The sequence below is a fragment of the Gluconobacter sp. P1D12_c genome (assembly GCF_018812105.1).
GTDB lineage: Bacteria > Pseudomonadota > Alphaproteobacteria > Acetobacterales > Acetobacteraceae > Gluconobacter > Gluconobacter oxydans_A.
In genome coordinates this window covers 15,978-42,644 of record NZ_JACSIQ010000003.1, presented here as the reverse complement: position 1 = coordinate 42,644, position 26,667 = coordinate 15,978, and the positions used below count along the sequence as shown (strand labels likewise).

Below are 26,667 nucleotides of genomic sequence, written 5' to 3'. Positions count from 1 at the left end.
TGATCCAGTGCAGCAAGGAGATTGGTTCATGACACTTCGCTATCCAGCCCTTCTTGCCGCACTCGTAGGCGCCCCATTAATTGCTTCCACTGCCCACGCTGCGGAAACCACAGACAAAGGTTTCACCGCGTCCGGAAACGTCGAAATCATCGGGCGCTTTACCGACGCGCAGCCCTCCGGCATTGCTGCACTATCAGATGGCCGGCTCGTCCTTGGCTTCCCTCGCAGCGTTAAAGACCATTCCGGGCCACGTCTCGCCACATATGCTGACGGCCACCTGACGCCGTTCCCAAATGCCGAAACACAGCAGGATTTTGTGTCCCCTCTCGGCATGACCGTTGATGCGAAAGGGCACTTCTGGGTGCTCGATGAAGGAATGCTGGCAGGCAAAGGAACGATCACAGGCGCGCAAAAGCTGTTTGAAATCGATCCTACGACCAATAAGGTTCTGAACGTTCTTACCCTGTCGGCGCCCACTCTTTTGCCAGACAGTCACGTCAATGACGTTCGGATTGACCTGACACATGGAAAGTCTGGAACCGCGTTTATTACCGACACGTCAACGGGCACCCATCCGGCGCTGATCGTCGTGGATCTTGCTTCCGGGCACCAGCGCCGCATTCTGGCCAATACGAAACCCGTCATGCCCGAGAATGGTTTTGTCGCTGTCATGGATGGCAGAGCAGCCCGATACAATCCAACCAAAGCTGAAATGCCCCAAGGGGGCGCCAATGGCATTGGCCTCAGTCCAGACCAGCAAACGCTCTATTGGCAGCCCCAGACAAGCCGTCGCCTCTATGCGGCCCCCACGTCAGTTCTGTCGGACTGGAAAGCCACGGAAAAGCGCATCGAAGCCTCCGTCCTCGACAAAGGCGAAAGCGGGATGGGAGACGGCATGGCAACCGGACCTGACGGCTCTCTCTACATTACCGATGACGAACGCCACGCAATCCTGAAGCATGCCCCCGATGGCACATTGTCAGTCGTGGCCCATGATCCGCGTATGATTGAACCAGATGGCCTGACCTACGGAAAAGACGGCCTGTACTGCACGATCGGACAATGGGCGCGGTTGCCAGACTTCCACAATGGAAAAGACATGCAGGAATTACCGTATATTGTCGTAAAAATCACTTTGCCTAAGTAACTCTTATTCCCGGGGCCGCATCCAAATGAAACACTGGGCTCTGCGGCACCGGCCCACTCGTTTTCCGGAAGCATAATACGCCAGGATAGAGCTTATATTTGAGCAGTGGATGAAACAGCTATTCGCCTTTCCATCGCCACTTCCATCCGCCTTCCGTTTTAGCCGAGCAAATCCAAAGCAGTCCGACGCCCGACGCAAGATCCACGATAAGAGAAATAATAAGAACGGGCACGCTCTTGGCCCACATCATGACCATATTGCTCAGCAGGATTGTGCCAATAGACACAAGAATGGTCACGCGTCCTTCCCATGTTATTGCGCACCCTGCTCCATAACCATATTGCTTCGCCGCAAACCAAGGTCTTTCCATAACTGGTGCCCCTAAACGAATACCCCATAAAAAATTGGGGGTTCGTAGTCGCACACGTCAAGGCGAATGGCCTGTGTCACACAAATTTCGCAAGACCGCAGGAAATACTCGCAAACAATAGCGACAGAAGAAACCGACCGATGCGGACTTTGAAGTCCGATATGCAGGTTCAAACCAGCGGCGCTCAAAAGAACTTAATAGCGCGACACTGAATGTTGCCCTCAGCGACTAACCAGGCACCTGGATTTTATCGCCATGATGAAATGTGCAATTGAGCAATTCAATGGGCGGTCTTTCGCACAGATCAATCTTCGACGATGCTATACCGCCGTCAGACCTACGCACAGCGAGAACTGAGTGGGGTCCACGCTGCAAAATAATTTATTTTCTTGGAAGAAAAGACCTGGTGGAGAGAGTTGGATTCGAACCAACGTAGGCGTACGCCAGCGGATTTACAGTCCGCCCCCTTTAGCCACTCGGGCACCTCTCCGGGTCGGCGGTTGGAATATGGCGGATGAACGACTATGTCAATCGCCTATCGTCGATTATATGATTTTTTCATGTCCAGACGACCAAACTCCCGATCCGCCGCCCCGTCCCACTCTGGGGACAGAGGCCCTCAACGTTCCGGCAATGCCGAGCGCTCCTCCCGTTCAGGCAAACCTGCCTCCGGATACTGGATCTATGGCCACCATGCCGTAGAAGCCGCACTCAACAATCCTGACCGAACCATTCTCGAGTTTCTCGCAACCCGAGAAGCTGCCTCCTCATTCAGTCAGTCTCTCCGCGCCCAACCCCAGATCGTCGACCGTGAGCGCCTCGACCGTCTCTGTGAACGCGACGCTGTTCATCAGGGCGTTTGCCTCCGGGTCGAAGCCCTCGAGCCACCAACCATTCATGAGGCGCTTGAACAACGTCCCGGTCCCATCCTTGTTCTGGATCAGGTTACAGATCCGAGAAACATTGGTGCCATCCTACGCTCCGCTGCTGCGTTTGGTGCCTGTGCGTTGCTTGTCCAGGATCGCAACACCCCGCAGGAAAGTGGCGCCATGGCCAAGGCTGCATCAGGCGCGCTGGATCTTGTTCCCATTATCCGAGAAGTGAACCTGTCGCGCGCGCTCGCAACCCTTCAGTCGCAGGACGTCTGGGTTGTCGGACTGGACGCCGGTGGATCAAGGCTGGACGGAAGCAGCTTTGGTACGCGCCGTGTTGCCCTGGTTCTGGGTGCAGAAGGTGCAGGACTACGCAGACTGACTCGGGAAACCTGCGACGAGATTGCCAGTGTTTATATGCCTGGGAACATGGAAAGCCTAAACGTGTCCAATGCTGCGGCTGTTGCCCTGTATGAGCTGGCACGCCCACAGAACTAAGAGCATTACTCCTCAAATAACCTATAAAAATCAATCAGTAAGAGGTCAGCAACACCCTTACTGATTGATCAAACCAAAGATAATATTTGTTATTAAATTGATAACAAATAATGTATTTTAACGAATTTAGCTACTTTCTAATCACGATGCTGTGAAAATGCCTCATTATCGTCAAATTTCATCACATTAAGGTTTGCATTAATAAATTTCTAACTGCTAGCGTGCGCATGTACTGAAAGCGACGACTATTATGTCGGGAGCTAATGTTTGCTCATGGAAATCATGAAACAAGCAGGAGAAGAAACATGGCTAGCGCTCAAACTTATACAACCACTTCTGGGGTAACTTATACAGTTACAAATACTTCTCTTATTCCATCTTTATATAGTTCATATGACGTTACAATTACCGCTCCAGACGGAACAGAATTACTAAACGCAACTGATATTAATCGCGGCGTAAACGTTCTTGGAGTCGTCCAGCTTCTAGCGTCAGGCGACGTTATTACCGGCTCATCAGATTCCAGCGTGCTCTTGAATCTTCTCAGTGTTGGAACATACGTCAGCGTACCAGGAGCAACCGGCGACTTCATTATCGGTGTAGGCGCTGCGACAGCAAATACTTATTATATTGGCGGCACAACATCCATATCTGGCTTGGCCAATCTCGTCACTGGATCAACCATTAACGTTGCCGGCGGCACTGCCACACTTACAGGCAGCAGCGGAAGTGTACTTGTTGGCGCCCTGAACGGCTCTACCGTTAATATTGAATATGGCGGTACATTCAATACTGGGGCCGCACTGGCGAGTGCTTTGGAAGGGTCGACCGTTTCATTTGGAACTGGCGGCGGAACACTTATTCTAAACGGTGGCAAAACGGCTATTAGCCTGCTGGCTTCAGGATCGCTGGCAGCGACAACAATCCAGAACTACGACCCATCCAAAGATACGATTGAGCTTCAGGATACCGTAGCTGCCATAACAAAGTATACAATTTCTGGAGATTCGACAAAAACTATAACGTTGTATGGAAGCGATGGAACAGAAGTTGCTGAATATAGTGTTTCCTTAGCATCAGGCGTCACCCTTGCTAACGGCACATATAATTCCGTTAATTCGACTGAAAATAACCCGCTTTCTGTTACGTATAATAACGGCAATACTTATGTCGGTGTTTGCTTCCTTGCAGATTCCATGATTGCAACACCATCTGGTGACAAGGCCGTTCAGGATATTAACGTTGGCGATGTCGTATTGGCCTATAACGGTCAATCACAAAAAACCGTTAAAGTTATCTGGGCGGGTCATACTCACGTTAATACGAAAGCCGATCTTCCAGACGATCAAGCAGGATATCCTGTCCGTATTCTGAAAGATGCCATTGCAGAAGGTGTCCCCTACAAGGATCTTCTCATAACGCCAGAGCACTGCCTGTTCTTTAACGATAACTTTGTACCTGCCCGTATGCTGGTTAACGGACGGTCCATTTTCTATGACCGCAGCATCACCAGCTACACCTATTTTCACATCGAGACAGAAGACCACTCAGTTATCATGGCTGATGGCATGTTAACTGAGAGTTATCTCGACACCGGAAATCGTCATCATTTCCGCCAAGATGGCAATGTAACTGTTATTTCAGGCCGGATAAAAGCGGGTCAACCCAAAGATTGGGATAACGATGCGGCAGCCTCCCTGACGGTGGCACGCGGCTTCGTGGAGCCTCTCTTTGAGAAAATTTTGCAGCGCGCAAAACAGCTTCGCATTCCGAGTCAAACGTCCCCTGTTGCCATGACATTGGATTCAGGTTTTCATCTTGTTTCTGACACTGGCCTGCTTATTCATAAAACACGCATCGCAGGGGGGCGTGTTCTCTTTATGATTCCTTCTGCAGTAACGTCGGTGCGTCTGGTTTCACACGCCAGCCGCCCTTGCGATACAGTCGGTCCATTCGTTGACGATCGGCGGCAGCTTGGCGTGTGCGTTGGCGATGTCACCTTCTACGATTCCGGAAAGTCAATCTGCCTTTCCGCCAAAAAGTCAGAGAGTGATCTTGAGGGTTGGTATCCCGTTGAAGAGGGTAATATTCGCTGGACGAATGGCAATGCGGTTCTTCCCCTAGGAAAACGTTCAGCCAATAGCCTTGGGATGCTTGCCATCGAAATCGTGGCAGGAGGGCCGTATCTGCTGGAAGATCAAGACCAACAGCACCCTCAATCTCTTTCTGCCTAAAACACCAATTATTTATGCCAGACTAAGCCGGGACGACATGTCGTCCCGGCTTTTTCAGAATTACTCAGCGAACGCGTAATCCGTATATCCATGCTCCCCGCGGCTGTACCACGTCGCCATATCATCGGCCTGAAGCGGCAGCCCTTGTGCAAAGCGTGTCGGCAGGTCCGGGTTTGAAATAAATTTGCGCCCAAAGGCAATGGCATCGGCCCGCCCTTCACGGATAGCATCCTGAGCGCTTTCAAACGTGTAATCCTGGTTCAACACCAGCGGACGTCGAAACACCTTCCGAATTTGCGGAGAAACCGGCGGTTGATCCGTCTTGCCAAATGTCCCGTTCGGCCCAGGTTCACGCAGTTCAAGCCACGCCACACCCAGACGCTCCAGCTCGGCAGCCGCCGGTACGAAGACGGTTTCCGGCGCGGAATCAAGGCACCCCTGCGTGTCACCATTCGGAGAGAGCCTAACGCCAGTTCTCTCTCCACCAATGGTCGAGATGATCCGTTCCGTTACCTGAGAGAGAAGCCGGATTCTATTCTCAGGCGATCCGCCATACTCATCTGTCCGATGATTGGTTCCATCTTTCAGGAATTCGTCAATCAGATAGCCATTGGCCGCGTGAAGCTGAATGCCATCAAAGCCTGCTTTGATCGCATTTTGAGACGCACGCTCATATTCCGCCAGAATACGGGGAATTTCGTCCAGTCTCAGCGCGCGCGCCTCTTCATAAGGCTGCTTACCATCATAGGTGTGAGACTGACCGGGCGCCGTGGTGGCTGAAGGTGCAACCGGCTGCAGGCCCGTAACGGATGAATGTACCATCCGGCCCATATGCCAGAGCTGGCAGACAATCCGCCCACCCCTGTCATGGACAGCCTTCGTGATTGGCTTCCACGCCTCAACCTGCTCGTCTGACCAGATGCCCGGCGCGTAGGGCCAGCCCAGACCTTCGCGGGAGATGCCTGTTGCCTCTGTGATGATGAGGCCGGCCTCCGCTCTCTGCGCGTAATACTTTGCCATGATCGCTGTTGGAACAGCGTCCCGGCCCGCACGCGCTCTCGTGAGGGGAGACATGAAAATGCGGTTTTTTGCCGAAAATCCACCAAGTTCAATGGGATCAAAAAGATCGGGCATGAAAGGGTACTCCCTGATCGAAACTTCTATAGTTCGATAACGATCGAACTATAGAAGTGTTGCGTCAATTCTTCAAGGAAGGGATAAGACGCCGTATGCCGTGCCATGACTCGCCCGATCTGAAAAAGCTCGATCTGATTACGGTCCTCAGGGCTCTGGCTGATCCCGTGCGTCTGGACATTGTTCAGCGTCTATATGTTCTGGGCGAGGCGAATTGTGCCGCCCTGATCGGGGCACGCCCGAAGTCCAGCATGTCCCATCATTTTCAGGTTTTGCGAGAAAGCGGGGTTCTGCACACCCGAATTGAAGGCGTGCAGCACCATAATTCCCTCCGCCTTCAGGAACTTGAAGAACGCTTTCCCGGGCTGATGCAATCAATCCTCGGTGGGGCAGACGCCACTCAGTTGCGGCGCCAGACTTCTTCCTGAACAAACACCGCGAACGTCAGCCACACGAAAAACGGGATCTGAAGCTTAGCGGCGGACGGATCAGCTTTTTTTGCCGTCCAGATCGACGCGCCTGATGTCACGACCAGACCAATGCAGATCGCCAATCCTGCATCCAGACGCCGCTTCCGGAAAACTGCGAACGGAAAGCCAGCTACGCCAGCAACACAGATAGCCCAGAGCCAAAGTGCTGCGGTCCGTGCGCAGGAACGTTCAGCTCGCAGAAGACGATACCCAGACCATGCCAGCAGGCCGTCCAGAAGGGTCCAGACCACGGCATACACAGGGGCTGGCGGCGAGAAATCTGGCTTGTTCAGATGGTGATACCAGCGCCGGGTTGAGCCATCTTCGGCCGGGCTGATCTCCCGGCCAAGATATTGAGCTCCGAAAACCGTTCCAGCAGCCAGAGCGGCGTCAATAATGCGTCCCATGATGTCTGTCCTGATATGATCTTGTCAGTAACAACGCATCAGGAACTGGAATGTTCAGCCGGAAGACCTTACGGGGCGCTGGGAGGCACGCCGAAATCGAGTTCTGCCATGACGCGACCTGCCTCAGGGCTCCACAAAAGAACGCGTTCAGCGCCCGGGCGCCCTAATGTTACAGCCATCATGCCGTCCGGCCGTGCGGTTACAGCCGTAATATGTTCCCCCTCTCCCAAGGGCAACGCAAGGCGCGTCGACGACCCGGATGGCGGCGCAGAAATACTGACATCATGATGCGGATGCATAACGCGATGTGCGATCACACCAATCATGACCGCCACCCCGGCGACGATCATAACCCCCATGATAATGACGGCGCCGAGCAGCGCTTTCGGTGTGCCTGACTCGCTGCCCGCTTGATCCTCGGCTAAACCCTGATTCATGTCAGATCCTGAAACCCCGTTCCGTCTTGTTGTTGATGCCAGCCTGGCCGGCCAACGCGTTGATCGCGCCCTTGCTGACGCCATCGGCACGATTTCCCGCTCCCGGGTCAAGACCCTGATCGAAGAGGGTCATCTGACCCGCAACGGCCAGATCGTCAATGAGCCCGCCGATACACTCCGTGACGGGATGGAGCTTGTGCTTTCGTTCCCTACTCCACTTCCGGCTCGTCCCCTGGCGGAAAATCTGCCCCTGACGATCTTATATGAAGACCGGGACCTGATCGTTCTGGATAAGCAGGCCGGTCTTGTGACCCATCCTGCGCCCGGCAACGAAACCGGCACTCTGGTCAACGCCCTTCTCGGACATTGCGGCGAAGGGTTTGAAGGCATTGGTGGGGAGAAACGCCCCGGAATCGTACACCGGCTCGATAAGGACACATCAGGCCTGATGGTGGTGGCCAAGAATGCCATGGCTCATAACGCCCTGTCGGAAGCATTCGCTGCGCGCGACATAGATCGTGCTTACATGGCCCTTGCCTGGGGTCTACTGCCCTCATCCGGCGAATTTGACGGTGCCATCGGGCGGGACAAGAAAGATCGCAAGCGCATGGCGGTCGTTCAGTCAGGCGGAAAAACCGCTCTCACGCGTTTCAAACTTCTGGAGCCGATCCATGCAAGCGTCTCTTTGATCGAGTGCAAACTGGCCACGGGGCGAACCCACCAGATTCGTGTTCATCTCTCACAGGCAGGACACCCTCTGCTCGGAGACCCCGTATATCTGCGTCGTATTCCGGCCGCAGCCCGCGGTTTACCTCAGGATGCGAAAGAAGCGGCTCTCGATTTCCCACGCCAGGCTCTCCATGCCGCCCGACTCGGCTTCATTCATCCCAGGACAAAAAAGCCACTTTCTTTCGAAACTGCGCCTCCTGAAGACTTCCAGACCTTGAAAATGCGCCTGACAGGCTCAACCTCTGAAAGTTCTTGACCTTTTCGGTTCCACCTGTCATAAACTCACTTATCCGACGAGCTGACGCGCCGCCGGAACGGATCGTACCACCGTGCACTGCCCAATCTGGGGGTAAGCGGCTGGGGACGTGATAGTCCTTCCCAATGCGTCACCTGGGTGTGAGGAACTTTGCCTCTGCCAGTTCGTATGAGTCTACTCCTCATCGAGCCAGGCACACCCCCGGGCGAAAGGAATCGAAGACCATGGCATCTCCAGCTGTCATCTCCGTGGGTCCTGAAAACAACCTGACCCGTTATCTCCAGGAAATCCGCAAATTCCCCCTTCTGACGCCGCAGGAAGAGCTCGATCTCTCCCGTGCCTGGCGCAAGAATGAAGACACCAGTGCGGCACACCGCCTGGTGACGTCTCACCTTCGTCTCGTGGCCAAGATTGCCATGGGCTATCGCGGCTATGGCCTCCCGGTGAATGAGCTCATCAGTGAGGGCAACATCGGTATGATGCAGGCTGTCCGCCGCTTCGACCCGGAGCGCGGCTTCCGCCTTGCAACCTACGCCATGTGGTGGATCCGTGCCGCCATGCAGGAGTATATTCTGCACAGCTGGTCACTGGTTAAAATCGGTACGACAGCTTCGCAGAAAAAACTGTTCTTCAATCTCCGTCGCCTGAAAGGGCAGATGCAGGCGATTGATGATGGTGATCTGAAGCCCGAGCAGGTGAATTCCATTGCCACCACGCTCGGCGTTCCGGAACAGGACGTGGTGTCTATGAACCAGCGTCTCGCTGCCCCGGACCATAGCCTGAATGCGCCCCTGCGTATTGATGGCGAAGGCGAGTGGCAGGACTGGCTGGTGGACGACAATGAAAACCAGGAGCAGACTTACGCGGCGTCCGAAGAGTTCAGCGGTCGTAAAGCTCTTCTCGATCAGGCCATGATGACCCTGAATGAGCGCGAACGTCACATTCTGGCCGAGCGTCGCCTCAAGGAAGAGCCATCTACGCTGGAAGATCTTTCTCACCACTACAACGTGTCACGTGAGCGGATCCGTCAGATTGAAGCACGCGCCATGGAGAAGCTTCAGAAGGCCATGTCGGCCGAAGTTGAGCTTCGTCGTCGGGAGAATGGCCTTCAGGCCTGAACAGACAAAATGCTCTTCAGAAAAGCTGCCAGATATATTTCTGGCAGCTTTTTTTGTTTCTATTGGCTCGTTAAGAAATTGATCAAAAATAGAAATAACTAGTTTATTACAATATAATACACGATTAACCTGTAATGGAATGAAGTCTTGTAAAAATATAACCAGAAAATTTTCCTGTGACCAAAAATCGAAACGAATTTTTATTAAATTTAAGTTTATTATTTTTTATCATACTCTGCAGAACGCAGACATTTGGAAATCCTCTCATCTATTCTGACGAGGAATTTTATCTCTTCGGAGGCGGTAGAATTCTTCATGGAGATCTTCCCTACCTTCAGTTCTGGGACAGAAAACCGGTTGGAATATTTCTGCTTTACGCATTTTTCCACCTTTTCGGCCCTTACAGAATTTTCGCCTATCAGTTCGGCGCGGTGATTGCCGTCTGGGGTACGGCCTGGCTTCTGTTTCGCATGGGGAAAACCATCGCTTCCACGACAGCTGCTTTCCTTTCAGCCTTGCTCTATCCAGCCCTCCTCAATCTCTCACGGGGAGAAGGAGGTCAGACCCCGATTTTCTATAATTTCCTCGTAACAGCCGCCATCGCTCTTGTTTTGCATGATCTTCTGCAGCCCGATGGAAAAATTCGAAGAAAAACAGCCCTTTTCGCCATATTTCTGTTCGGCCTCGCCATGCAGATAAAATACACTGTCGTCTTTGAAGGGGCGTTCGTTGGAATTTACTATGTCGTCAGGCAGTATCTAATTTCCCGATCCGTCTCCGAGGCCTTGAAAGACACTGGTCTTCTGGACCTTATCGGCCTTCTTCCTACATTTCTTGCTTTTTTCTTCTATGTCATGATCGGGCATCCAGGAGCATGGATTTTCGCCAACCTGGATTCCATTTTCCTGCGAGGTCATTTTCCAGACGGAGAAGTGCACCACCTAGAAATTCAAATACTGAAAGCGGCTCTTCCTCTCCTGCCAGGATTAATAGCCACGATACTGATCGCACGTGCGCGATCATGGCCTGCCCATTATGTCTTTCTCATACTCTGGGCCGGAGCTGCCTGTTTGGGAGTCATCGCATTTGGGGGATGGTATCCTCATTACATTTTGCCGCTTTATGCTCCGCTAGCTCTGGCCTGCGTATCGCTCTGGACCTGGAAAGCCGGCCGGGTATGGCTCATTGGTCTTCTTTGCGTCGTCTCAATTGTCGGACAGCTTAGTCTGCACAGACACCGCATAAACGACGGCGATCAGCGAAATTTTCAGGCCATGTTGGATGTCTTCAAACAAAAACCGGGCTGTGTTTTTGTTTATCAGGGACCACCTGCCCTGTATGACACACCTTATTGGTGCACTTTGACCAACCATCCTTTCCCGGGCCATTTCAACACAGCAGTTGAAGCCCATGCGACCGGGATGAATGTTCTTCAGGAACTCGATAAAGTTCTTGCCAGAAAACCTGAATATATCGTCACGGAAGATGCCTCTCCCTTACGGGAAAATATTGCGGCACGGCGTGAGGTCTTTAAGGCTATCAAAGCAGACTACACGCCAGTATATCGCTTCACAAGCGTAAGTAACTCACTCTACATCTACCGACATAGGTAACTTGTTACTGGGAGAGAGGCACGGCCAAAGCTAGGCCGCCCGCCATTGCGCCGCCGCCTTTACGATGCTGATCGGGATGATTTTCCGCAGCAGCATCGTTGATTTCACCAACTTTATTGGAAAAGAAATCGGGCTTCACATAGGCGTCAGGCTGCGCTGAATCCTGAGGGCCTTCAATATTCTCATCTGGGACTGGAGCCGCACCGAAGCCCGAGGTCATTTGCTGAGCCACAACTTCTGCCCGATGATGGTCCAGACCGCGCATTAGGGCCGCCCCTTGCCGCGGGTCAGCCGATACTTCCTGGGACAGCGAGGCGTTGAAAGGATGCGTAAACGCTGAGAATGGCTTCTTTGCCGCCGAAACTGGCTGCACAGGCTCTGCAGCCAATGCACCACATGTCCCTACTGCCAGAGCAAGCAGTGGAAAAGACTTCATCAGCATAGGCAGAAGGCGCATCAGGCGGTTTCCAGCACGACAGGGAGCTGAAAGCAGTGTGGTGGGTCGAAGCCTCAAATTACAATTGAAAAAGTTAGAAAGTTTCGTGACGTCACAAAACGTGATCCTCCCAAGCGTCTGAAACGAGCATTTTCTAAAGCTTACTTGACATTCCAGCCCAAAAAGTAAAGCCTGCTTTACAGTAGGAGGGCTTAGACATGCTGTATGGTCGGCAATATCTCATCGAACTCGGTAGCGCGCTCGCGCTATATCTCGCGCTGCTGTTCGGGGCCAATTATCTGCAACAGGCACTCCACCCGGCACCTTTAACAAGAATAATACTGGCACTCACACCTATGGTGGGAGCGGTCACAGCGGCATGGGTCATCATGCGTGCAATCTGGCGAATGGATGAATTACAACGTCGGATTCAGTTGGATGCCATTGCAATATCATTTTTGGGAACCGCTCTACTGACCTTTGGCTGGGGCTTTGCCGAAAGTGCCGGGTTACCAAAGCTCAGAGCCTTTGCAGTCTGGCCGGTCATGGGAACCCTCTGGTGGGTCGGTGGCGTTGTCGCTCAAAGGCGCTATCGATGAACAACTGCCTCAAGGAACTTCGGGCAGAACGAAGCTGGAGCCAGGCCGATCTGGCAGCAGAGCTGGCGGTTTCAAGGCAGACAGTCAACGCCATTGAAAAAGGGCGTTACGACCCGAGCCTGCCGTTGGCGTTCACAATTTCACAGCTTTTTGGCCGCAGTATTGAGGAAATTTTCTTCCCGTAAACCGACCATAAAAAAAGCGGGGAGATTGCCCTCCCCGCTTTTTCAGAACTCAGTCCAGACCAAGCTGGTGTCCGGTTGTGCGAAGCACCTCGATGCCCGGAAGGATTTTTCCTTCCAGCCACTCCAGGAACGCACCACCCGCCGTGGAGACATAGCTCATCTGGCCAGCAACCCCAGCATGACGCAGCGCGGAAACGGTGTCTCCACCTCCTGCCACAGTGCGAAGCTTGCCTTCCTGTGTCAGGCGAGCAGCTTCCTGTGCAACCTCAACCGTTGCACGATCAAACGGCTCGATCTCAAACGCCCCGAGTGGACCGTTCCAGACCAGCGTTTTCAACGTAGCCAGACGTTCGTTGATCAGCGCAACAGTGCGCGGACCAGCATCAAGGATCATGGCGTCGGCTGGCACTTCGCCAATCAGGCAGGTTTCGGTTTCTGCACCGGCCTTGAACTCGCGAGCCACAACGGCATCCACTGGCAGAATGATTTCACAGCCCTTTTCCTGCGCCAGATGCGCAATCTTGCGAGCTGTTTCGTGCATGTCCGCTTCCTGAAGGGACTTGCCGACATTCATACCTTCTGCCGCCAGGAACGTGTTGGCCATGGCACCAGTGATGAACAGTGTGTCCACCTTCGCGATGACATTGCCAATCAGATCCAGCTTCGTGGAGATCTTGGAGCCACCGATGATGGCACCAACCGGACGCTCCGGATTCTCTAGAGCCGCCGACAGAGCGGATAGCTCAGCCTGCATCAACCGCCCGGCGAAAGACGGAAGATCGTGCGCCACACCTTCGGTAGACGCATGGGCGCGATGCGCTGCCGAGAAGGCATCATTGACGAAAATATCGCCATTCTGCGCAATCGCCTTGGCGAATTCCGGATCGTTGGCTTCTTCACCCGCATGAAAGCGCGTGTTTTCCAGAACCAGCACTTCCCCATCATTGAGAGCCGCAACAGCGGCTTCAACAGTCGGGCCTACGCATTCCGGAACGAAGCCAACAGGCTTGCCCAGAACTTCCCCAAGCTTTTCAGCAATCGGACGCAGGGACATGCCAGGAACGACCTTGCCCTTCGGGCGGTCGAAATGGCTGAGGACCACAACGCGCGCGCCCTTACCGGCAAGCTCATTGATGGTCGGGGCAACGCGCTCGATGCGCGTGGCGTCAGTGATGACGCCGTCATGCATCGGCACGTTCAGATCAGCCCGGACGAGCACGCGCTTGCCGCGTGCCTCCAGGGTGTCGAGCGTGCGGAAAACCATGGGTCAGAGGCTCCCGAAAGCAGCAGCCGTGTCGGCCATGCGGTTGGAGAAACCCCACTCATTATCATACCAGGCGCAGATACGAACGAGCTGGCCGCCATCGACCAGCGCCGTCTGTGTTGCATCGAACGTGGAAGACGCAGGGGAGTGATTGAAATCCGTGCTGACCAGCGGCGCCGTGTTATAGTCCAGAACGCCCTTGAGCTTGCCTTCGGATGCAGCGCGGATCGCTTCGTTCACGGCTTCAGCAGAAGCAGGAACGGTCTTCGGCACGAAGTCGAGCGAGACAAGAGAAACGTTCGGCGTCGGGACGCGGATCGCCGTGCCATCCAGCTTGCCCTTCAGGTGCGGCAGAACCAGACCAACAGCCTTGGCAGCACCCGTGGACGTCGGGATCATGTTCAGAGCCGCAGCGCGAGCACGACGGGGATCCTTGTGCAGGGTGTCCACCGTGCGCTGGTCACCGGTGTAGGAGTGAATCGTGACCATGTAGCCGCGCTCGATGCCGAACGCTTCGTCCAGAACGTAAGCGACAGGAGCCAGGCAGTTCGTGGTGCAGGATGCGTTGGAAATGACCTTCATGTCCGGCGTCAGAACGTCATCGTTCACACCGAAAACAATGGTGGCATCCACATCCGTTGCAGGAGCAGAGACGATGACGCGCTTTGCGCCAGCTTCCAGCAGGGCAGCGGCCTTTTCACGCGTGGTGAAGAGACCCGTACATTCCATGGCAACATCGATGCCTTCGAATGGAACCTTGGACGGATCACGCTCGGCAGAAACGGTAATCGGACCGTAAGTACGGCCGTTTGCTTCAATGATGAGCGTATTGCCTTCAGCGCGGACCTTGCCCGGCAGGCGGCCATGAACGCTGTCATAGGCCAGAAGGTGTGCGTTTGCTTCGACCGAACCAAGATCGTTGATGGCTACGACCTCAACGTCCGTACGACCGCTCTCAATGATGCCGCGCAGAACGAGACGTCCGATACGTCCGAAACCGTTGATTGCGATTTTTACCGCCATGCCTGCCTACTCCGCTATTCTGACGAAAGGGCTTCTTCCATAGCACCGCCACAGCGAAGCAACAGGGGGTTGGCATAGTTTTTCATGAACTTGATGCGCTTAATCTTGCCGAAACCCTCCGTTCCTGCGACGGTCCCGCGCAATATGGCTGCATTTGTCCGACATTTTCGTTCGCCCCGAGGCATCATGGCTCCACGCGCTCTCTCTCTGGCAGGCTGCATCCTGCTGGCTACGCCCCTGCTCGCGGGCTGCAAACTGGTTGATCAGCGCACGTTCAACCCGCAGGCAGGCAAACCGCCTCAGCCGTATATCCCGCCACCGCCCCCCGCCCCGAAAGCGAAACCGCCATTCCTGCAAATCGAAGGCGGGACTCCGGAATCCGAATACGGCCCTGTCGTGGATCGGGCTGTTCAGTCAGCGTTGGCCCGCAAGGAAAATGTCCTCTTTATCGTCAGGCTTCTGGTCCCGCTTCAGTCTGATCCGGCCGCACAAACCAAAGCCATGACGGAGGCTACACAGACGGATCTGGAGCCTGTCGCTCACAGGATCAGCGCGGCCGGTGCCCAGCCTATCCAGATCGAGATGCACGCCCTTACCGATCCATCGGTCCAGCGTCCGCTGATCCGCGTGGATGTTCGCTAAAACCAGACTCCACGGAAACATCACTTTATGCCAAGTGCAGCCTGTGCCGTCCTGACCCATAATGCCGCTCCTCTCCTGAAGGAGTGGCTGCTGTGGCATCTGACACTCGGTTTCGATCGTATTCTCGTTCTCGATGCAGGCTCCACAGACGAGACGCAGGCTGTTGCACTCACAGCTGAACATGTTGGTCCTATTGAATTTCATGAGTTCACCGGCGACGATGAACTCTCTCCTGAAGAGCTCCGCAAGACCTTAACGGCCGAAGCGGCTCGTCTGGTGGGTCAGGAACAGGATTGGCTCCTGGTTCTGGACGTTGATGAATTTCTAGATCCGGACACAACGCTGGAGCACCTACTGGCAACAGCGGGAGACGCTGACGCCATCGCCATCAACTGGTGCATCTACGGAAAGCCCCTCAAGCCTGTTCCGGCCCCTTCTGTCATTCAGGCGTCACCCTATCGGAGTGCCGTCACTTTCCCTGACAACCGGATGGCCCGTCTGCTTGTCCGGACGAAAAAACTCCCAACTTCGATAGACGTCCTGTCTCCGGACCTATCCCCTGAACGCATCGTCCATCCGGATGGCACGCCAGTCGATCGGATCGGCCCTGGTGTCGCCGTCTCATGGAAAGGAGCGCGCATTCTTCATTATGTCTGGGCAGGAGATCCAGATATGCCTCATCATCTTGCAGATCATTATTTCTGCCGGGATGAGGAAGATCTATCCCCAAGACGACGACTGCCTGAAGTCTCCATGATCTGGCACGATCTCATGGATACTCAGGCCTATCGTGGATTGGAAAATCTTCTTCAAAACCTGACGCAAAAGCCCTCCCTGGCACTCTCTGAGCTACCGGATGCAGGAAGCTCCATGCCAGACCATGGTCAGCATGAGCAGTTTTCCTTCCATCGTATCCGGCCATCCGCCGAAGAGCAGCTCCTTCTAACGCCTCAGAGTGCCCCTTTCCCAACGCGCACACGGGCTTGCTTCATCCAAGATGTAACAGGCGATTTTCTGGTCGTAGGAGCAGATGGATCTCCCCGCTTTTCCAGCGACCCAAATATAAAAACGACAGACAAATTGGTCGGCATTTATCAGGATAGCCATCCTGAAATCCTGATGCTTTCGTCTCTCAATGGACATCCAGTTCAACTGACGGACCCATCTCTTCTTCGGCCTGTTCTGAAAATACGCTGGATTGACGCTGACACATTCGTTTTCGCGGGCGATAGCGGGTTTGGCGAGACCCAGTTCCAATTCGTGCCGACCGAAGAGAAAATCCTTCTGGATCTACCTGCGCTTCCGGCTGTCGACACACCGGGAGGCCTGTCTTTCAAGGGATTCTGTGCATGGTTTATCCGTCATCCCCACTGCGCATTGAGAGATGTAGCGCGTGTGATAGCCCTACTCTCTGAAATGGGACGGAAAGATATGGGAAACGCTGTACCAGAATTGCAAACGTTCCTCTGACTTTCAGAGAATACGTGACAGTATCAGACCAGCTAGCGCCCCCAAGGCCAGCAGGATCAGGCCATTCCTCAGACGGGCTCCAAGTGGGAGCCCTGCGGGGATCGCTGCCATAGACGTTGCACTTTCCCGCAGCGCGACAATTTCTTCCTGTTGCGCACGCTCTTCTTCCTGTCGCTGCCAGACACGCCCGCTCATTCTGCGAATATAATGGCCCGCATCAGCGGGCGTCGTTGCGGAATGATCCACCAGCCGTTCCGCCAACGTCCGATTGGCAGTATGCCCAACGCCCAGAACACGATGTGCCACACAGTTGGAGAGCGCCTCCAGCACCAACGGATGCTCAAACACTGTGAAGTCGGAAACATCTCCGCCGCCACGGATTAGAACCATAATATCTTCCCGGCACGTGCCTATGGCATCGGCGATACGGTGCGGATCGGTCATGGCTACAGGAAGTGCGCGGATACGCTCTGAACGCCAGCCGCCTCCAAGCGCCTGAAGGAAATCTTCCGAGACTAGTGCGCTGGAGGACGCAGAATGAATGAGAAGCAGTCGGGCGTCTCTGCGGTCAGGGTAAGGCTGAAACTGCCAGCTCAATCCTCTCAGAACATCCAGCAGAGATCGCTCTGCCCGGTCCACTTTCTGACGGACGGGATCGTGTGGTTCAACGGTGAGCACTTCAAACCGGAGGGCAACCTGTCCCCGCAGATGACGGGCGCGCAAAAATCCTGTCACACGGACATGATCTCCAGCACGCACATCTGCTGCCGCCAGAACCAGCTTGGTCGCTTCCAGCGAAATGGACGTCCCGAGCTGCGGATCGACCAAAGGAAGCTGATAATATTTCTTGTATGCGTTAGGCGCGACATCACCCAACTGCCCCTCAACCGCAAGCGGGAAACCCCACTCTTCGAAGTGGGCACAAATCTTATCCAGCCGGGCCGTGAACAGATCCTGAACCTGAAGCGGTGACAGGACTGGCATGGCAGCCATATCACTGGCTGAAGAATCAGTTCGGGTGCGTCTCGGAAAAGCGTCCATGCCGCACCATATGGAGTAAGAACAGATGTTCTCACAGAGGGTGCAGCAGCCCTCACAGCATTTTTTTATGTATTTTCAGAAGGTTGGTCCGTCTTGACCGGTTCTGCTCCTCAGGATCTTCTCCTCCGACTTCAAAAGTCCAGTTTTCGGGCACGGTTTCATCTGGATGAACAGGCTCGCCTCTACCTGGAAAGCCGCGGCCTGAATGCTGTCATGGAACATGGTGCTGCTTTCATCCGGGATCGTCTGGCACCTGCATGGCCAGCACAGGACGGAAAGCAGACGCCGATGCGAGGGCATCCGGTCTTCATCGCACAGCATGCAACGGGCTCATGCTGCCGGGGGTGTCTCGCGAAATGGCATGGTATTGCCGTAGGAAGGCCTCTGACCAGCGAAGATCAAGAGGCAATTCTTGCCGTGTTACGAGCCTGGATTCTAAAGGACATGGGGACAGATGTTCCCAGTACGCCAGCTCAGGGTGTGTTGTTCTGAATTTTCTTACCTCGTGGCAGAAATCGCTCCGCCAGCAGAATAACAACAATTGCAAAAGCACCCATTTCGATTTGCGAACGGGTTTCCGCCTGAATCATCATGGCAATGATTGCAAGGGCAATCAGCGCAAGCGCCACGTAAGCCCCAACGGCCTTCTGGGGCATGAGCTTTAACCGTCCCAGAACAAGCAGGGCGTTATTAAAAAGCATAAATCCGCCGGTCAGGCTGACAAGAACAGCAAAAATGACGCCCGGCGACAGAACGGCCGTTACCGCAACCAGAATGGCACTTCCAACACTGGCGAGAAGCGCGCGACGGGGAAGCTGCGTTTTAGGCTCAACCGCCAGAAAGACCGCAGGAGCATCTCCCTGTTCAGCCAGTTCGAACAGGATGCGCGAGGTGACGTAAATCCCGGAGTTCAGGCTGGAAAGGGCCGCTACGAGGATGACAATGCCCATTGCCAACCCGGCGAAAGGCACATGAAACCGGTTCAGAACCAACAAAAATGGTGACTGTCCAGGTACGATGTCACTCCAGGGCACCAGGCACAGAATCATCGAGATGGTCACAAGGTAGAAGCCACCAATACGAAGGGGGATGGTCCGTGTTGCACGGGCAATGTTCACTTCCGTGTTGTCGGACTCGACCGCGGCCACCGTCGCAATCTCGCTACCACCCATTGAGAACAGCACTGTCGGAATAACAGCAAGAAGTGCCATCAATCCGTGAGGCATGACACCCCCGTGCGAAAACAGGTTTTCCTGCACGGGAATGGAATGTGCACCAAATGCCCAGATACCAATTCCGATGAAAAGTACGATAGCGGCCACTTTGATGGCTGAAAACCAGTACTCGAACTCCCCATACCCTTTGACGGACAGGAGATTAATGGCGGTCATAACGCCCAGAACGAGCAGTTCCAAAACGGCGTAAGGAACTGGGATATATGGCGTGAGCATGGATGTTACGGCAATGGCTTCAACGCCAATGACCGTCACCCAGGTCAGCCAGTAGGTCCAGCCCGCGACGAAACCAAAGCGATCCCCAAGAGCATGGCGGATCTGTCCGAGAAATGACGCACGCCCGGGTGTCTGTGAAGCAAGGTCTCGCATCATGCCATTCACAAGCCAGACCAGAAGTCCCGCCAGAACATATGACACGATGACGGCCGGTCCACCCATCGACAGGGCAGCCGAGCAGCCGATGAAAAAACCAGCACCAATCACCCCGCCCAAGGCAATCATGACAACATGTCTCGTCCGGAGACTTTGGGCGAGCTGATCTGTCTGGGTCATGAAGTGTCCTTGTCCGTGGTCTGTGTCAGACTGGAAGATCCCTGTTATCTGCCAGGGTTTCCATGGTCATGTATGAGGTGATGGCATCCAGCTCGACCTTGCTGATGATCTGCTGGTAGACACGATCGAAATCGTTCATGTCGCATGCCACGACCTTGAGAAGATAATCATACTCACCGGCAATCCGGTAAAAATCAACGATGTTTGGGATCGAAACGACCACTTTGCGGAACGTTTCAAACCATTCGTGTGAATGATGACGCGTCCTCATCAGCACAAAAACCGTCAATGTCAGGCCAAGCGCCTGAGCGTTGAGACGGACGGTATCGTGGCTGATGATTCCACTTTCCCGCAGGGCGTTCAGGCGCCGCCAGCAGGCATTCTGGGAAAGGCCAACCTGTTCGGCCAGTTCACGCTGCGACGGGGTCCCCTGCTTCTGGAGAATGCGAAGGATGGCACGGTCCGTTTGATCGATAATTCTGCTCATAATGATGTAAATGACAACAAAAAACCGGTTTTCGTCTACAAGAAAGAGACAGTTTCCTATCCACCATTGAGATATTTTCCTCTGACGAGATCAGGTAAGAGGACAGGGCATCATGGAAACGATCGGCAGTCTCGACAACAGTGCAACAGCGCTTGAGCAATTTGAGAAAATGCTCCGTGCAGGTGGTCGCGACGCCCTCCGCAAGGGCGTCCTTGGAGACGGCACGAAGTTCATGAGCCCGTTTGGTGTTCAGTCGCTTCTTTATGCAGACTATGTCGCTTCAGGCCGTGCGCTTGTTCAGGTTGAGACATTCGTCATGAACGAAGTTCTTCCCTACTACGCCAACAGCCATACTGAAGCGTCTTTGTGCGGGGCATACATGACGCGAATGCGTAATGCGGCGCGTGATGCGATTGCTCGCCTTTGTCATGCCCCCAAGGATCGTTTCACGACCATTTTCATGGGTAACGGCGCCACGGCAGGCCTGAACCGTCTCGTACATCTGCTGGAAATCCCTGCCCGCTGTGCTGCTGGAAATCGTCCGATCGTTTTCATTGGCCCGTACGAGCACCACTCCAACATCCTCCCCTGGCGGGAAAGTGGCGCCGAGATCATCGAGATCCCGGAAGCCGAGAATGGTGGTCCAGATCTTGCCATTCTTGAACAGGCATTGACCACCTGCGACGAAGGCCGCCTGAAAGTCGGCTCTTTCTCCGCAGCATCAAACGTCACCGGCATCATGACGGATGTAGATGCCGTAACGGAACTTCTGAAAAAGCACGGTGCTCTGGCGATCTGGGATTATGCCGGTGCCGCTCCGTATCTTCCCATCGACATGAAGCCGGGCACGCCTTTCGAAAAAGATGCCGTGGCGGTGTCCTGTCACAAGTTTATCGGTGGCCCGGCAGCCTCAGGCGTCCTGATCGTCCGCAATGACGTCGTGACGCGATGCGGCCCGGTTCTCCCAGGCGGAGGAACAGTACGGTTCGTTTCCCCCTGGAACCATGACTACACCACGAGCCTTGCAGCTCTCGAAGAGAGTGGAACACCAGACGTGGTGGGAGACATCCGCGCGGCACTGGCCTTTATCGTCAAGGACGTCATCGGCCAGACTTTCATGAGCGACCGCAATGCGGAGCTTCGCGCCCGCGCTGTTGCCCGTTGGAGCAAAAACCCGAATATCCGCATTCTTGGTCACGCCACAGCTGAAGCCCTGCCCATCTTCTCCTTCCAGGTCCGGGACGAAAGCACAGGTGGCTTCATCCACCAGCAGCTTTTCACGCGCATGCTGTCGGACCGCTATGGCATTCAGGTGCGTGGCGGATGCGCTTGTGCAGGACCGTACGCCCATCGCCTGCTCGACATTGACGAAGCGGCCTCGGATGCAATTCGTCAGGCCATTCTGTCTGGGCAGGAAATCGAGAAGCCCGGCTGGACACGCCTGAATTTCAGCGTGCTGATGGATGATGCCAAAGTCGAACGCATTCTCGATGCTGTCGATGATCTGGCGCTCGACCCGCATTCGGTCGCAGCCGCTTACGAATGCGACATCTCGACAGCCCGGTTCCGTCCAAAAGCGGCTGCTTAACTCAGACACGGACGCTCTCTCGCCGTCCCTTCATCTTCAAACCAAAACAGGGCATCTTCCGGACAACAGCAGGAAGATGCTCCATGAAGACTTTGACCGCCGCCGAAACGCGAAAACTGCTCCCCTTTCCCGCTCTTGTGGAGACACTTCGGAAAGCAGCTCAGGACTATCATGCTGGGCAAATTTCCTGCCCTGAACGCATGGTTGTGCCAACGCTTGATCGCTCCGGGACGGTCATGTCCATGGTCGCGTGTGCGCCTGATATTCTCACGACAAAACTTCTGACCCTTTATTCCGGCAACTCCGCACGCAGCCTTCCTGCTATTCAGGGACAAGTCATGTGCATGGATGCTGTTGATGGGCAGTTTCTGTTCGCATTGGACGGCGTTGCCACGACAGAGCGACGCACCGCTGCCATCTCCATGCTGGGGTTGGACTGCTTTCGCCCAGACACTCTGGAAACGGTTCTTCTCATTGGTACCGGCGTACAGGCCAAAGCTCATCTGGAAGCGCTGAATGTGCTTTATCCGGGCCGTACGGTTTATATTCGTGGCCGCTCCCGTGAGAGCGTAGCCCCTCTGACAGGAAGCGACGCATACCCTGCCCTTAGGCTTCGCAATGATGACGAAACCTGCGACCCAGACGTAGTCATCACCGTGACCAGCAGCCAAAGTGTTCTGTACGACGCGCCGCCAAAGTCTACGCGGCTGATTATTGGTGTGGGGGCTTATCGACCGGAAATGATTGAAATTGGTCCAGCCATCGTCAACGGAAGTACCTGTATTGTGGATGATCCCGTTGGTGCACCGTCAGAGGCGGGAGATATCATTCAGGCAGGGAAAGACTGGGAAGAGGTCCAACCTCTAGCCGCTTACCTATCCGGCAGAGAAAAACCGGAAGGTCCGGTATTTTTTAAGAGTGTCGGCTGTGCTGCATGGGATCTGGCAGCGTGTCGCCTCGCCCGACAAACGCTAGGCCTCTAGGAGGCGGCACCCCGTCCGAGAATACTGCTCAGACGGGATAAGCCATCTTTACCAGAGATAGACCAGCTTCATGTAATACGCATTGGTCTCAGGCACGTTTCTGCCATCGACCGAATGGGAATACCGCCCGGTTAATGAGACGCGCTTGGAAATATTGACCATGGCGCCCACACCCAGTGCGACTTCACGCCCACTGGATTCACTGACCCAACTGTTGGCAGTGTTGTCCCGCATTCCGGCTGTGTTCTGCCAGTCGAATGCAAAGAACGGCTCAACAATCTTGCTCGCTTTCCAGCTGAAACGCAGGTTGGAATGAAAGACCGTCCCGGGCGAATAGCTGTGCTCGCCTGTCTTGTGCTTCGTGGATGCTACAATTGCACCCAGATCCCCATCGAAGCTGAAATGCTTCCATTCATAATCGAACATGAAGCTGGACAGGTTTGACCAGTAGCTCGGGGACAACGCATCCCGTGTGCCAACCGGGGTTTGCATGAAGGTCTGGATACCGAAGGTGCTGTGAGCATTCGGCTTGAACCAGACGGCAGGGCCCACGATTGTAGGACCAAGGCCGCCGTAGTCTTTGCCCTGCGCAAGCACGAAGCTTTCCGACTGAATAACTTCGAACGCAAAACCGACATGGGGCAGAGCGTCGAAGCTGCGGAAGTGCACGTACTTCGTCATACCCGCCCAGGTGTGGCTTCCCCCCGTGGGCTGACGGCGGCCACCACTGTCATAAGTGTTTCCCGCCACATTCCCATCTCCGTACTGCACGAGCACGTTGAACGGTTTGAAATCGACCGGCAGGTCGTATTCATGCGGACCAATGATAGCCAGTGGAATATCGGCTGCATGGACCGCAACTGCTGGCAGAAGGGATGACGCGGGCAATAGGATACTCAGGGCCCGGAGACACCCTCCGGACCAGATTTTGCGAACCATGACTTTTATTTCCGTAGAAGAAGAAACTGGAGCGCCTCCAGTAAAGAAAGCGCTCCAGTAGTAATAAGGCCAGATCAGTGCGCGGCTGCGCCCTGCTGTCCGTCAATCGTGTAAGCGATGATATAGTCACCGCTGCGGGTGCCAAGGCCCCCATGACCACCAGCGGCAATCAAAACATATTGCTTCCCGCCAATTTGATAAGACATCGGGGTTGCCTGTCCACCAGCCGGCAGACGGTCACGCCAGATAACCTTACCGGTCGAAACATCAAAGGCACGCAGGTAATCGTCAGCTGTCGCACCCATAAAGGATACGCCACCCTTGGTGATGACACTGCCACCGATGTTGTACATGCCGGTCGGAAGCGGAAGGTTGTTGTGCGTCCGGAAAGGACCGGTGTCGCGCGTCGTACCAACCGGGTGCTGCCAGACAATTTTCTTTGTCACCAGATCGATAGCGGTGATCGTACCCCAGACTGGCCCCTTGCAAGGGATCTGAAGCGGATTCAGCCACGGGCTGGTGTAAGCGATGTAAGGCGTACCGTAGTCAGGAGAGACACTAAGCGCATCGCCCTTGGCTTCCGGCTTGTCACCCTTGCCATCCCACTTCGGCAGGATACCACTGGTTTCAGCGTGGTTACGCTTCTCCAGACGGATGCGGAACGGCAGGTAGCTGGCGTTGGCGATCAGCAGCTTGCGCTGCGGGTCGATGGACGCACCCTGCCAGTCAACCACACCATAGAATGCCGGATAGACGATCGTCGTCTTGCCAACATGCGGCGGCGTGAACTGACCTTCATAAGCGGACTGACGGAACTGGATGCGGCAGATCATCTGATCCAGCAGCGTCGCGCCCCACATGTCGCTTTCCTTCAGGTCAGGCGGCGTCAGAGACGGCAGACCAACAGCAAACGGCTGCGTCGGAGACACATGGTCGTCTGCAGCAACGCCAGCAGTTGGAACCGGACGTTCCTCAACCGGGTAACCCGGAACAGGCTTGCCTGTGCGACGGTCCAGAACGAAGAACTCACCGCGCTTCGTGGTCTGGATCAGAGCCGGGACGGTTTCACCGTTCGGGCCTGGCAGATCAACCATCGACGGGCCAATGGCCAGATCCATGTCCCACAGATCATGATGCACGGTCTGGAAGGTCCAGCGACGCTCACCGGTTTCGATATCGAGAGCAATCGTTGCACTGGAGGTTGCATCGTCGAACGGACGGCGTGAACCACCCCAGTTATCCGGCGGGGAGTTACCCATCGGCAGGTAAAGCAGGCCGAGGTTCTCATCTGCCGTGTAAACGCCCCATGCATTCGGGGTGTCACGCGTCAGCTCGTCGTTCGGGCCGGGCTTCCAGTTTTCCGGGTTGTGACCGGCATCCCAGGCCCACTCAATCTCACCGGAGATCGGGTTGAACGCACGGATTGCACCGGACGGCTCGAAGTTCGCCTGGTTATCAAAAATCCAGCCACCAAGAACCACACGATCCTTCACCACCAGCGGCGGAGACGTCACGAAGTGGAAGCCATGCGGCACATGACCAAGATACTGGCGCAGAGAGATGAAGCCGTGCTCGCCGAAATCTTCGCAGGGCTTGCCTGTTTCAGCATCGACAGCAAGGAGACGAACGTCACCAACCGGGGAGAAGATACGCTTCTGGCAGGCCTTGGAGCCATCAGGAGCGGTATAGTCGTCCGGAGCCTTGTAATAGGAGACGCCGCGGCAGGCGAGATAGACGTTGGCGGCCAGATCTTCAGCAGCAGGCTTCGGATCGAACTTCCACTTCACCTTACCCGTTGCGGCATCAAGGGCCATGACCCAGTTATGCGGCGTGCAAAGGTAGAGCGTGTCATCAACCTTGATCGGGGTAACCTCGAGGTTGAACTCGTGGCCCTGATCCGGACCAGCAACGACGCCTTCGTCAGCCTTCTGGACGTCACCCGTCTGGGTAACCCAGGCGCGCTTCAGGTTGCTGATGTTGGCAGGCGTGATCTGACCCAGCGGGCTGTAACGATCACCGCCGACCGTCCGGCCATAAGCAGGCCAGTCGGCTGCGGGCGTGCCCTTGCCGGTCTCGTCAACCTGGCCAGATGCAGCCATACGCTCGGCCGGGAGCGTGCCATTGATGGAATAGGAGGTGAAGCAGCTTGCAACGATCGCCACAACGGCGATGGCAGCAGAACCAGCCAGTTCCCGCTTGTCCGCAGCCCAGGACGCATTGGAGCGCCAAATCCACGGCAGAAGCATCCAGCAGGCAATGCCAACCAGAGTGAACAGACGAACTTCCAGCCCCCAGATGTTGAAGCCAACTTCAACAACAGACCAGATCGTGGCAACCAGCAGCAGACCTGCATAAATACGGCCTGCCTGAGACGGGTTCCTCAAACTGACGGCAGCCGCCGCAAGCATGACGAGACCAGCCAGCGCATAGAACCAGGACCCACCGAGCACGAGCAGATAACCGCCCCCACCCAGCAGGAACAGCCCAACAAGCGCGAGCAGGATAGAGGTTACTGGAGACAGCACCCTCTGGAGAGAAGAAGACATGACACCTCGTTTTTCAAAAATATGGAAAACCACTTTTTCTGAAATATTTTGTCTCTCTTAATCGCTTAAGGAGCAGGATATGATCCGTCCCCCATATGACTGTGCGAGGGCAGAAAACTGCTGCGCAGGTCTTTCCCTGCCGGCCGGATGATTGTCTTGAAAAGCTTGTTTCTCATCCATGCATCCAACCCCTCGCCAAGAGCGTTACAACAGAAAGGTGAGAGCTACCGGTGGACGAAACTTTCGTTTGAAAGACACGGGCACCAGTCAGTCACGCACTCTGACTGCCTTGTTCCTTCCACATCCCGCGCGACGCTATCCATGATCGGATCTCTTTCACCCGATTGTGACTACATCGTCGCCACCTGTCGCAGTTCTGAGACACATCTGAA

26 protein-coding genes and 1 tRNA gene are annotated in these 26,667 nt (G+C 54.9%); 14 read left to right on the top strand and 13 right to left on the bottom strand.

Annotated elements, in window-relative coordinates; genetic code table 11:
* Window positions 1-28 precede the first annotated feature (28 nt).
* A complete protein-coding gene (locus KP705_RS04030) occupies window positions 29-1,147 on the top strand; it encodes an SMP-30/gluconolactonase/LRE family protein (RefSeq protein WP_046901073.1) in 1,119 nt (372 codons plus the stop codon).
* A gap of 118 nt (window positions 1,148-1,265) precedes the next feature.
* On the opposite strand, the gene KP705_RS04025 is transcribed toward KP705_RS04030, so the two are convergent.
* Window positions 1,266-1,445, bottom strand: coding sequence for a hypothetical protein (locus KP705_RS04025; RefSeq protein WP_046901072.1), 180 nt, complete (start codon window positions 1,443-1,445; stop codon window positions 1,266-1,268).
* A gap of 476 nt (window positions 1,446-1,921) precedes the next feature.
* Window positions 1,922-2,007 (bottom strand) — tRNA-Tyr (locus KP705_RS04020).
* A gap of 70 nt (window positions 2,008-2,077) precedes the next feature.
* On the opposite strand from KP705_RS04020, the gene rlmB reads away from it, so the two are divergent.
* Together rlmB and KP705_RS04010 are read left to right on the top strand one after the other, a co-directional pair.
* Complete coding sequence (gene rlmB / locus KP705_RS04015; RefSeq protein WP_235271773.1) at window positions 2,078-2,887, top strand: 23S rRNA (guanosine(2251)-2'-O)-methyltransferase RlmB; 810 nt, start codon at window positions 2,078-2,080, stop codon at window positions 2,885-2,887.
* A gap of 305 nt (window positions 2,888-3,192) precedes the next feature.
* Window positions 3,193-5,121, top strand: coding sequence for a Hint domain-containing protein (locus KP705_RS04010; protein ID WP_046900862.1), 1,929 nt, complete (start codon window positions 3,193-3,195; stop codon window positions 5,119-5,121).
* Window positions 5,122-5,181: 60 nt separating this feature from the next.
* Here the strand turns inward: KP705_RS04010 and KP705_RS04005 are convergent, their stop codons facing one another.
* Complete coding sequence (locus KP705_RS04005; protein ID WP_046900861.1) at window positions 5,182-6,255, bottom strand: alkene reductase; 1,074 nt, start codon at window positions 6,253-6,255, stop codon at window positions 5,182-5,184.
* Between the two features lie 95 nt (window positions 6,256-6,350).
* Here KP705_RS04005 and KP705_RS04000 point away from each other — a divergent pair, with 95 nt between their 5' ends.
* Window positions 6,351-6,683: a helix-turn-helix transcriptional regulator gene (locus KP705_RS04000; RefSeq protein WP_046900860.1), complete on the top strand. Its 333-nt coding sequence runs from the start codon at window positions 6,351-6,353 to the stop codon at window positions 6,681-6,683.
* On the opposite strand, the gene KP705_RS03995 is transcribed toward KP705_RS04000, so the two are convergent.
* Together KP705_RS03995 and KP705_RS03990 are read right to left on the bottom strand one after the other, a co-directional pair.
* Entirely contained in the window at window positions 6,656-7,132 is a 477-nt protein-coding gene (locus KP705_RS03995) for a TspO/MBR family protein (protein ID WP_046900859.1), read from the bottom strand. The genes KP705_RS04000 and KP705_RS03995 overlap by 28 nt on opposite strands.
* Before the next feature lie 68 nt (window positions 7,133-7,200).
* Window positions 7,201-7,569, bottom strand: a complete 369-nt coding sequence (locus tag KP705_RS03990; protein ID WP_174694841.1) for a DUF6476 family protein — start codon at window positions 7,567-7,569, stop codon at window positions 7,201-7,203.
* Here KP705_RS03990 and KP705_RS03985 point away from each other — a divergent pair.
* The 3 genes from KP705_RS03985 to KP705_RS03975 all read left to right on the top strand — a co-directional run bounded on the left by KP705_RS03985 (window position 7,568) and on the right by KP705_RS03975 (window position 11,285).
* Window positions 7,568-8,554 (top strand): RluA family pseudouridine synthase, encoded by a 987-nt coding sequence (locus KP705_RS03985; RefSeq protein ID WP_046900858.1) that lies wholly within the window; start codon window positions 7,568-7,570, stop codon window positions 8,552-8,554. The genes KP705_RS03990 and KP705_RS03985 overlap by 2 nt on opposite strands.
* Before the next feature lie 224 nt (window positions 8,555-8,778).
* Window positions 8,779-9,672, top strand: a complete 894-nt coding sequence (gene rpoH / locus KP705_RS03980) for an RNA polymerase sigma factor RpoH (protein WP_046900857.1) — start codon at window positions 8,779-8,781, stop codon at window positions 9,670-9,672.
* Window positions 9,673-9,848: 176 nt separating this feature from the next.
* Window positions 9,849-11,285, top strand: a complete 1,437-nt coding sequence (locus KP705_RS03975) for a glycosyltransferase family 39 protein (protein ID WP_215764089.1) — start codon at window positions 9,849-9,851, stop codon at window positions 11,283-11,285.
* A 4-nt stretch (window positions 11,286-11,289) separates the two neighbouring features.
* Here the strand turns inward: KP705_RS03975 and KP705_RS03970 are convergent, their stop codons facing one another.
* Window positions 11,290-11,742: a hypothetical protein gene (locus KP705_RS03970; protein ID WP_215764088.1), complete on the bottom strand. Its 453-nt coding sequence runs from the start codon at window positions 11,740-11,742 to the stop codon at window positions 11,290-11,292.
* 197 nt (window positions 11,743-11,939) lie between these two features.
* On the opposite strand from KP705_RS03970, the gene KP705_RS03965 reads away from it, so the two are divergent.
* Both KP705_RS03965 and KP705_RS03960 read left to right on the top strand, forming a co-directional pair.
* A complete protein-coding gene (locus KP705_RS03965; protein WP_064275136.1) occupies window positions 11,940-12,320 on the top strand; it encodes a hypothetical protein in 381 nt (126 codons plus the stop codon).
* Window positions 12,317-12,505 (top strand): helix-turn-helix transcriptional regulator, encoded by a 189-nt coding sequence (locus KP705_RS03960; protein WP_046900853.1) that lies wholly within the window; start codon window positions 12,317-12,319, stop codon window positions 12,503-12,505. The genes KP705_RS03965 and KP705_RS03960 overlap by 4 nt, the downstream gene beginning before the upstream one ends.
* A 49-nt stretch (window positions 12,506-12,554) precedes the next feature.
* On the opposite strand, the gene KP705_RS03955 is transcribed toward KP705_RS03960, so the two are convergent.
* Together KP705_RS03955 and gap are read right to left on the bottom strand one after the other, a co-directional pair.
* Entirely contained in the window at window positions 12,555-13,769 is a 1,215-nt protein-coding gene (locus tag KP705_RS03955) for a phosphoglycerate kinase (protein WP_046900852.1), read from the bottom strand.
* A 3-nt stretch (window positions 13,770-13,772) separates the two neighbouring features.
* Window positions 13,773-14,792, bottom strand: a complete 1,020-nt coding sequence (gap, locus tag KP705_RS03950; protein ID WP_046900851.1) for a type I glyceraldehyde-3-phosphate dehydrogenase — start codon at window positions 14,790-14,792, stop codon at window positions 13,773-13,775.
* Window positions 14,793-14,897: 105 nt separating this feature from the next.
* On the opposite strand from gap, the gene KP705_RS03945 reads away from it, so the two are divergent.
* A complete protein-coding gene (locus tag KP705_RS03945; RefSeq protein WP_247648804.1) occupies window positions 14,898-15,434 on the top strand; it encodes a hypothetical protein in 537 nt (178 codons plus the stop codon).
* A 27-nt stretch (window positions 15,435-15,461) separates the two neighbouring features.
* Window positions 15,462-16,904 carry a glycosyltransferase family 2 protein gene (locus tag KP705_RS03940; RefSeq protein ID WP_215764087.1) on the top strand — a complete coding sequence of 481 codons (1,443 nt, stop codon included), beginning with the start codon at window positions 15,462-15,464 and terminating at the stop codon, window positions 16,902-16,904.
* A gap of 3 nt (window positions 16,905-16,907) precedes the next feature.
* Here the strand turns inward: KP705_RS03940 and KP705_RS03935 are convergent, their stop codons facing one another.
* Complete coding sequence (locus tag KP705_RS03935; protein ID WP_215764086.1) at window positions 16,908-17,945, bottom strand: exodeoxyribonuclease VII large subunit; 1,038 nt, start codon at window positions 17,943-17,945, stop codon at window positions 16,908-16,910.
* Between the two features lie 93 nt (window positions 17,946-18,038).
* On the opposite strand from KP705_RS03935, the gene KP705_RS03930 reads away from it, so the two are divergent.
* Window positions 18,039-18,437: a DUF4186 domain-containing protein gene (locus tag KP705_RS03930; RefSeq protein ID WP_215764085.1), complete on the top strand. Its 399-nt coding sequence runs from the start codon at window positions 18,039-18,041 to the stop codon at window positions 18,435-18,437.
* Here the strand turns inward: KP705_RS03930 and KP705_RS03925 are convergent.
* Window positions 18,419-19,732: an amino acid permease gene (locus KP705_RS03925; RefSeq protein WP_215764084.1), complete on the bottom strand. Its 1,314-nt coding sequence runs from the start codon at window positions 19,730-19,732 to the stop codon at window positions 18,419-18,421. The genes KP705_RS03930 and KP705_RS03925 overlap by 19 nt on opposite strands.
* 25 nt (window positions 19,733-19,757) lie before the next feature.
* Window positions 19,758-20,219 carry an Lrp/AsnC family transcriptional regulator gene (locus KP705_RS03920; protein WP_046900845.1) on the bottom strand — a complete coding sequence of 154 codons (462 nt, stop codon included), beginning with the start codon at window positions 20,217-20,219 and terminating at the stop codon, window positions 19,758-19,760.
* Window positions 20,220-20,331: 112 nt separating this feature from the next.
* On the opposite strand from KP705_RS03920, the gene KP705_RS03915 reads away from it, so the two are divergent.
* Together KP705_RS03915 and KP705_RS03910 are read left to right on the top strand one after the other, a co-directional pair.
* Window positions 20,332-21,807, top strand: coding sequence for an aminotransferase class V-fold PLP-dependent enzyme (locus KP705_RS03915; protein ID WP_215764083.1), 1,476 nt, complete (start codon window positions 20,332-20,334; stop codon window positions 21,805-21,807).
* A gap of 83 nt (window positions 21,808-21,890) precedes the next feature.
* Complete coding sequence (locus KP705_RS03910; protein WP_215764082.1) at window positions 21,891-22,790, top strand: delta(1)-pyrroline-2-carboxylate reductase family protein; 900 nt, start codon at window positions 21,891-21,893, stop codon at window positions 22,788-22,790.
* A gap of 48 nt (window positions 22,791-22,838) precedes the next feature.
* On the opposite strand, the gene KP705_RS03905 is transcribed toward KP705_RS03910, so the two are convergent.
* Window positions 22,839-23,729: a transporter gene (locus tag KP705_RS03905; protein WP_046900842.1), complete on the bottom strand. Its 891-nt coding sequence runs from the start codon at window positions 23,727-23,729 to the stop codon at window positions 22,839-22,841.
* 74 nt (window positions 23,730-23,803) lie between these two features.
* Window positions 23,804-26,275, bottom strand: a complete 2,472-nt coding sequence (locus tag KP705_RS03900; protein WP_046901016.1) for a membrane-bound PQQ-dependent dehydrogenase, glucose/quinate/shikimate family — start codon at window positions 26,273-26,275, stop codon at window positions 23,804-23,806.
* Window positions 26,276-26,667 lie beyond the last annotated feature (392 nt).

What these genes read in the sequence shown, in the direction of transcription:
- KP705_RS04030 (WP_046901073.1), top strand. Translation starts at nt 29, where the DNA reads ATGACACTTCGCTATCCAGCCCTTCTTGCCGCACTCGTAGGCGCCCCA.
- rlmB (WP_235271773.1), top strand. Translation starts at nt 2,078, where the DNA reads ATGTCCAGACGACCAAACTCCCGATCCGCCGCCCCGTCCCACTCTGGG.
- KP705_RS04010 (WP_046900862.1), top strand. Translation starts at nt 3,193, where the DNA reads ATGGCTAGCGCTCAAACTTATACAACCACTTCTGGGGTAACTTATACA.
- KP705_RS04005 (WP_046900861.1), bottom strand. Translation starts at nt 6,255, where the DNA reads ATGCCCGATCTTTTTGATCCCATTGAACTTGGTGGATTTTCGGCAAAA.
- KP705_RS04000 (WP_046900860.1), top strand. Translation starts at nt 6,351, where the DNA reads ATGCCGTGCCATGACTCGCCCGATCTGAAAAAGCTCGATCTGATTACG.
- KP705_RS03995 (WP_046900859.1), bottom strand. Translation starts at nt 7,132, where the DNA reads ATGGGACGCATTATTGACGCCGCTCTGGCTGCTGGAACGGTTTTCGGA.
- KP705_RS03985 (WP_046900858.1), top strand. Translation starts at nt 7,568, where the DNA reads ATGTCAGATCCTGAAACCCCGTTCCGTCTTGTTGTTGATGCCAGCCTG.
- KP705_RS03990 (WP_174694841.1), bottom strand. Translation starts at nt 7,569, where the DNA reads ATGAATCAGGGTTTAGCCGAGGATCAAGCGGGCAGCGAGTCAGGCACA.
- rpoH (WP_046900857.1), top strand. Translation starts at nt 8,779, where the DNA reads ATGGCATCTCCAGCTGTCATCTCCGTGGGTCCTGAAAACAACCTGACC.
- KP705_RS03970 (WP_215764088.1), bottom strand. Translation starts at nt 11,742, where the DNA reads ATGCGCCTTCTGCCTATGCTGATGAAGTCTTTTCCACTGCTTGCTCTG.
- KP705_RS03965 (WP_064275136.1), top strand. Translation starts at nt 11,940, where the DNA reads ATGCTGTATGGTCGGCAATATCTCATCGAACTCGGTAGCGCGCTCGCG.
- KP705_RS03960 (WP_046900853.1), top strand. Translation starts at nt 12,317, where the DNA reads ATGAACAACTGCCTCAAGGAACTTCGGGCAGAACGAAGCTGGAGCCAG.
- KP705_RS03955 (WP_046900852.1), bottom strand. Translation starts at nt 13,769, where the DNA reads ATGGTTTTCCGCACGCTCGACACCCTGGAGGCACGCGGCAAGCGCGTG.
- gap (WP_046900851.1), bottom strand. Translation starts at nt 14,792, where the DNA reads ATGGCGGTAAAAATCGCAATCAACGGTTTCGGACGTATCGGACGTCTC.
- KP705_RS03940 (WP_215764087.1), top strand. Translation starts at nt 15,462, where the DNA reads ATGCCAAGTGCAGCCTGTGCCGTCCTGACCCATAATGCCGCTCCTCTC.
- KP705_RS03935 (WP_215764086.1), bottom strand. Translation starts at nt 17,945, where the DNA reads ATGGACGCTTTTCCGAGACGCACCCGAACTGATTCTTCAGCCAGTGAT.
- KP705_RS03925 (WP_215764084.1), bottom strand. Translation starts at nt 19,732, where the DNA reads ATGACCCAGACAGATCAGCTCGCCCAAAGTCTCCGGACGAGACATGTT.
- KP705_RS03920 (WP_046900845.1), bottom strand. Translation starts at nt 20,219, where the DNA reads ATGAGCAGAATTATCGATCAAACGGACCGTGCCATCCTTCGCATTCTC.
- KP705_RS03915 (WP_215764083.1), top strand. Translation starts at nt 20,332, where the DNA reads ATGGAAACGATCGGCAGTCTCGACAACAGTGCAACAGCGCTTGAGCAA.
- KP705_RS03910 (WP_215764082.1), top strand. Translation starts at nt 21,891, where the DNA reads ATGAAGACTTTGACCGCCGCCGAAACGCGAAAACTGCTCCCCTTTCCC.
- KP705_RS03905 (WP_046900842.1), bottom strand. Translation starts at nt 23,729, where the DNA reads ATGGTTCGCAAAATCTGGTCCGGAGGGTGTCTCCGGGCCCTGAGTATC.
- KP705_RS03900 (WP_046901016.1), bottom strand. Translation starts at nt 26,275, where the DNA reads ATGTCTTCTTCTCTCCAGAGGGTGCTGTCTCCAGTAACCTCTATCCTG.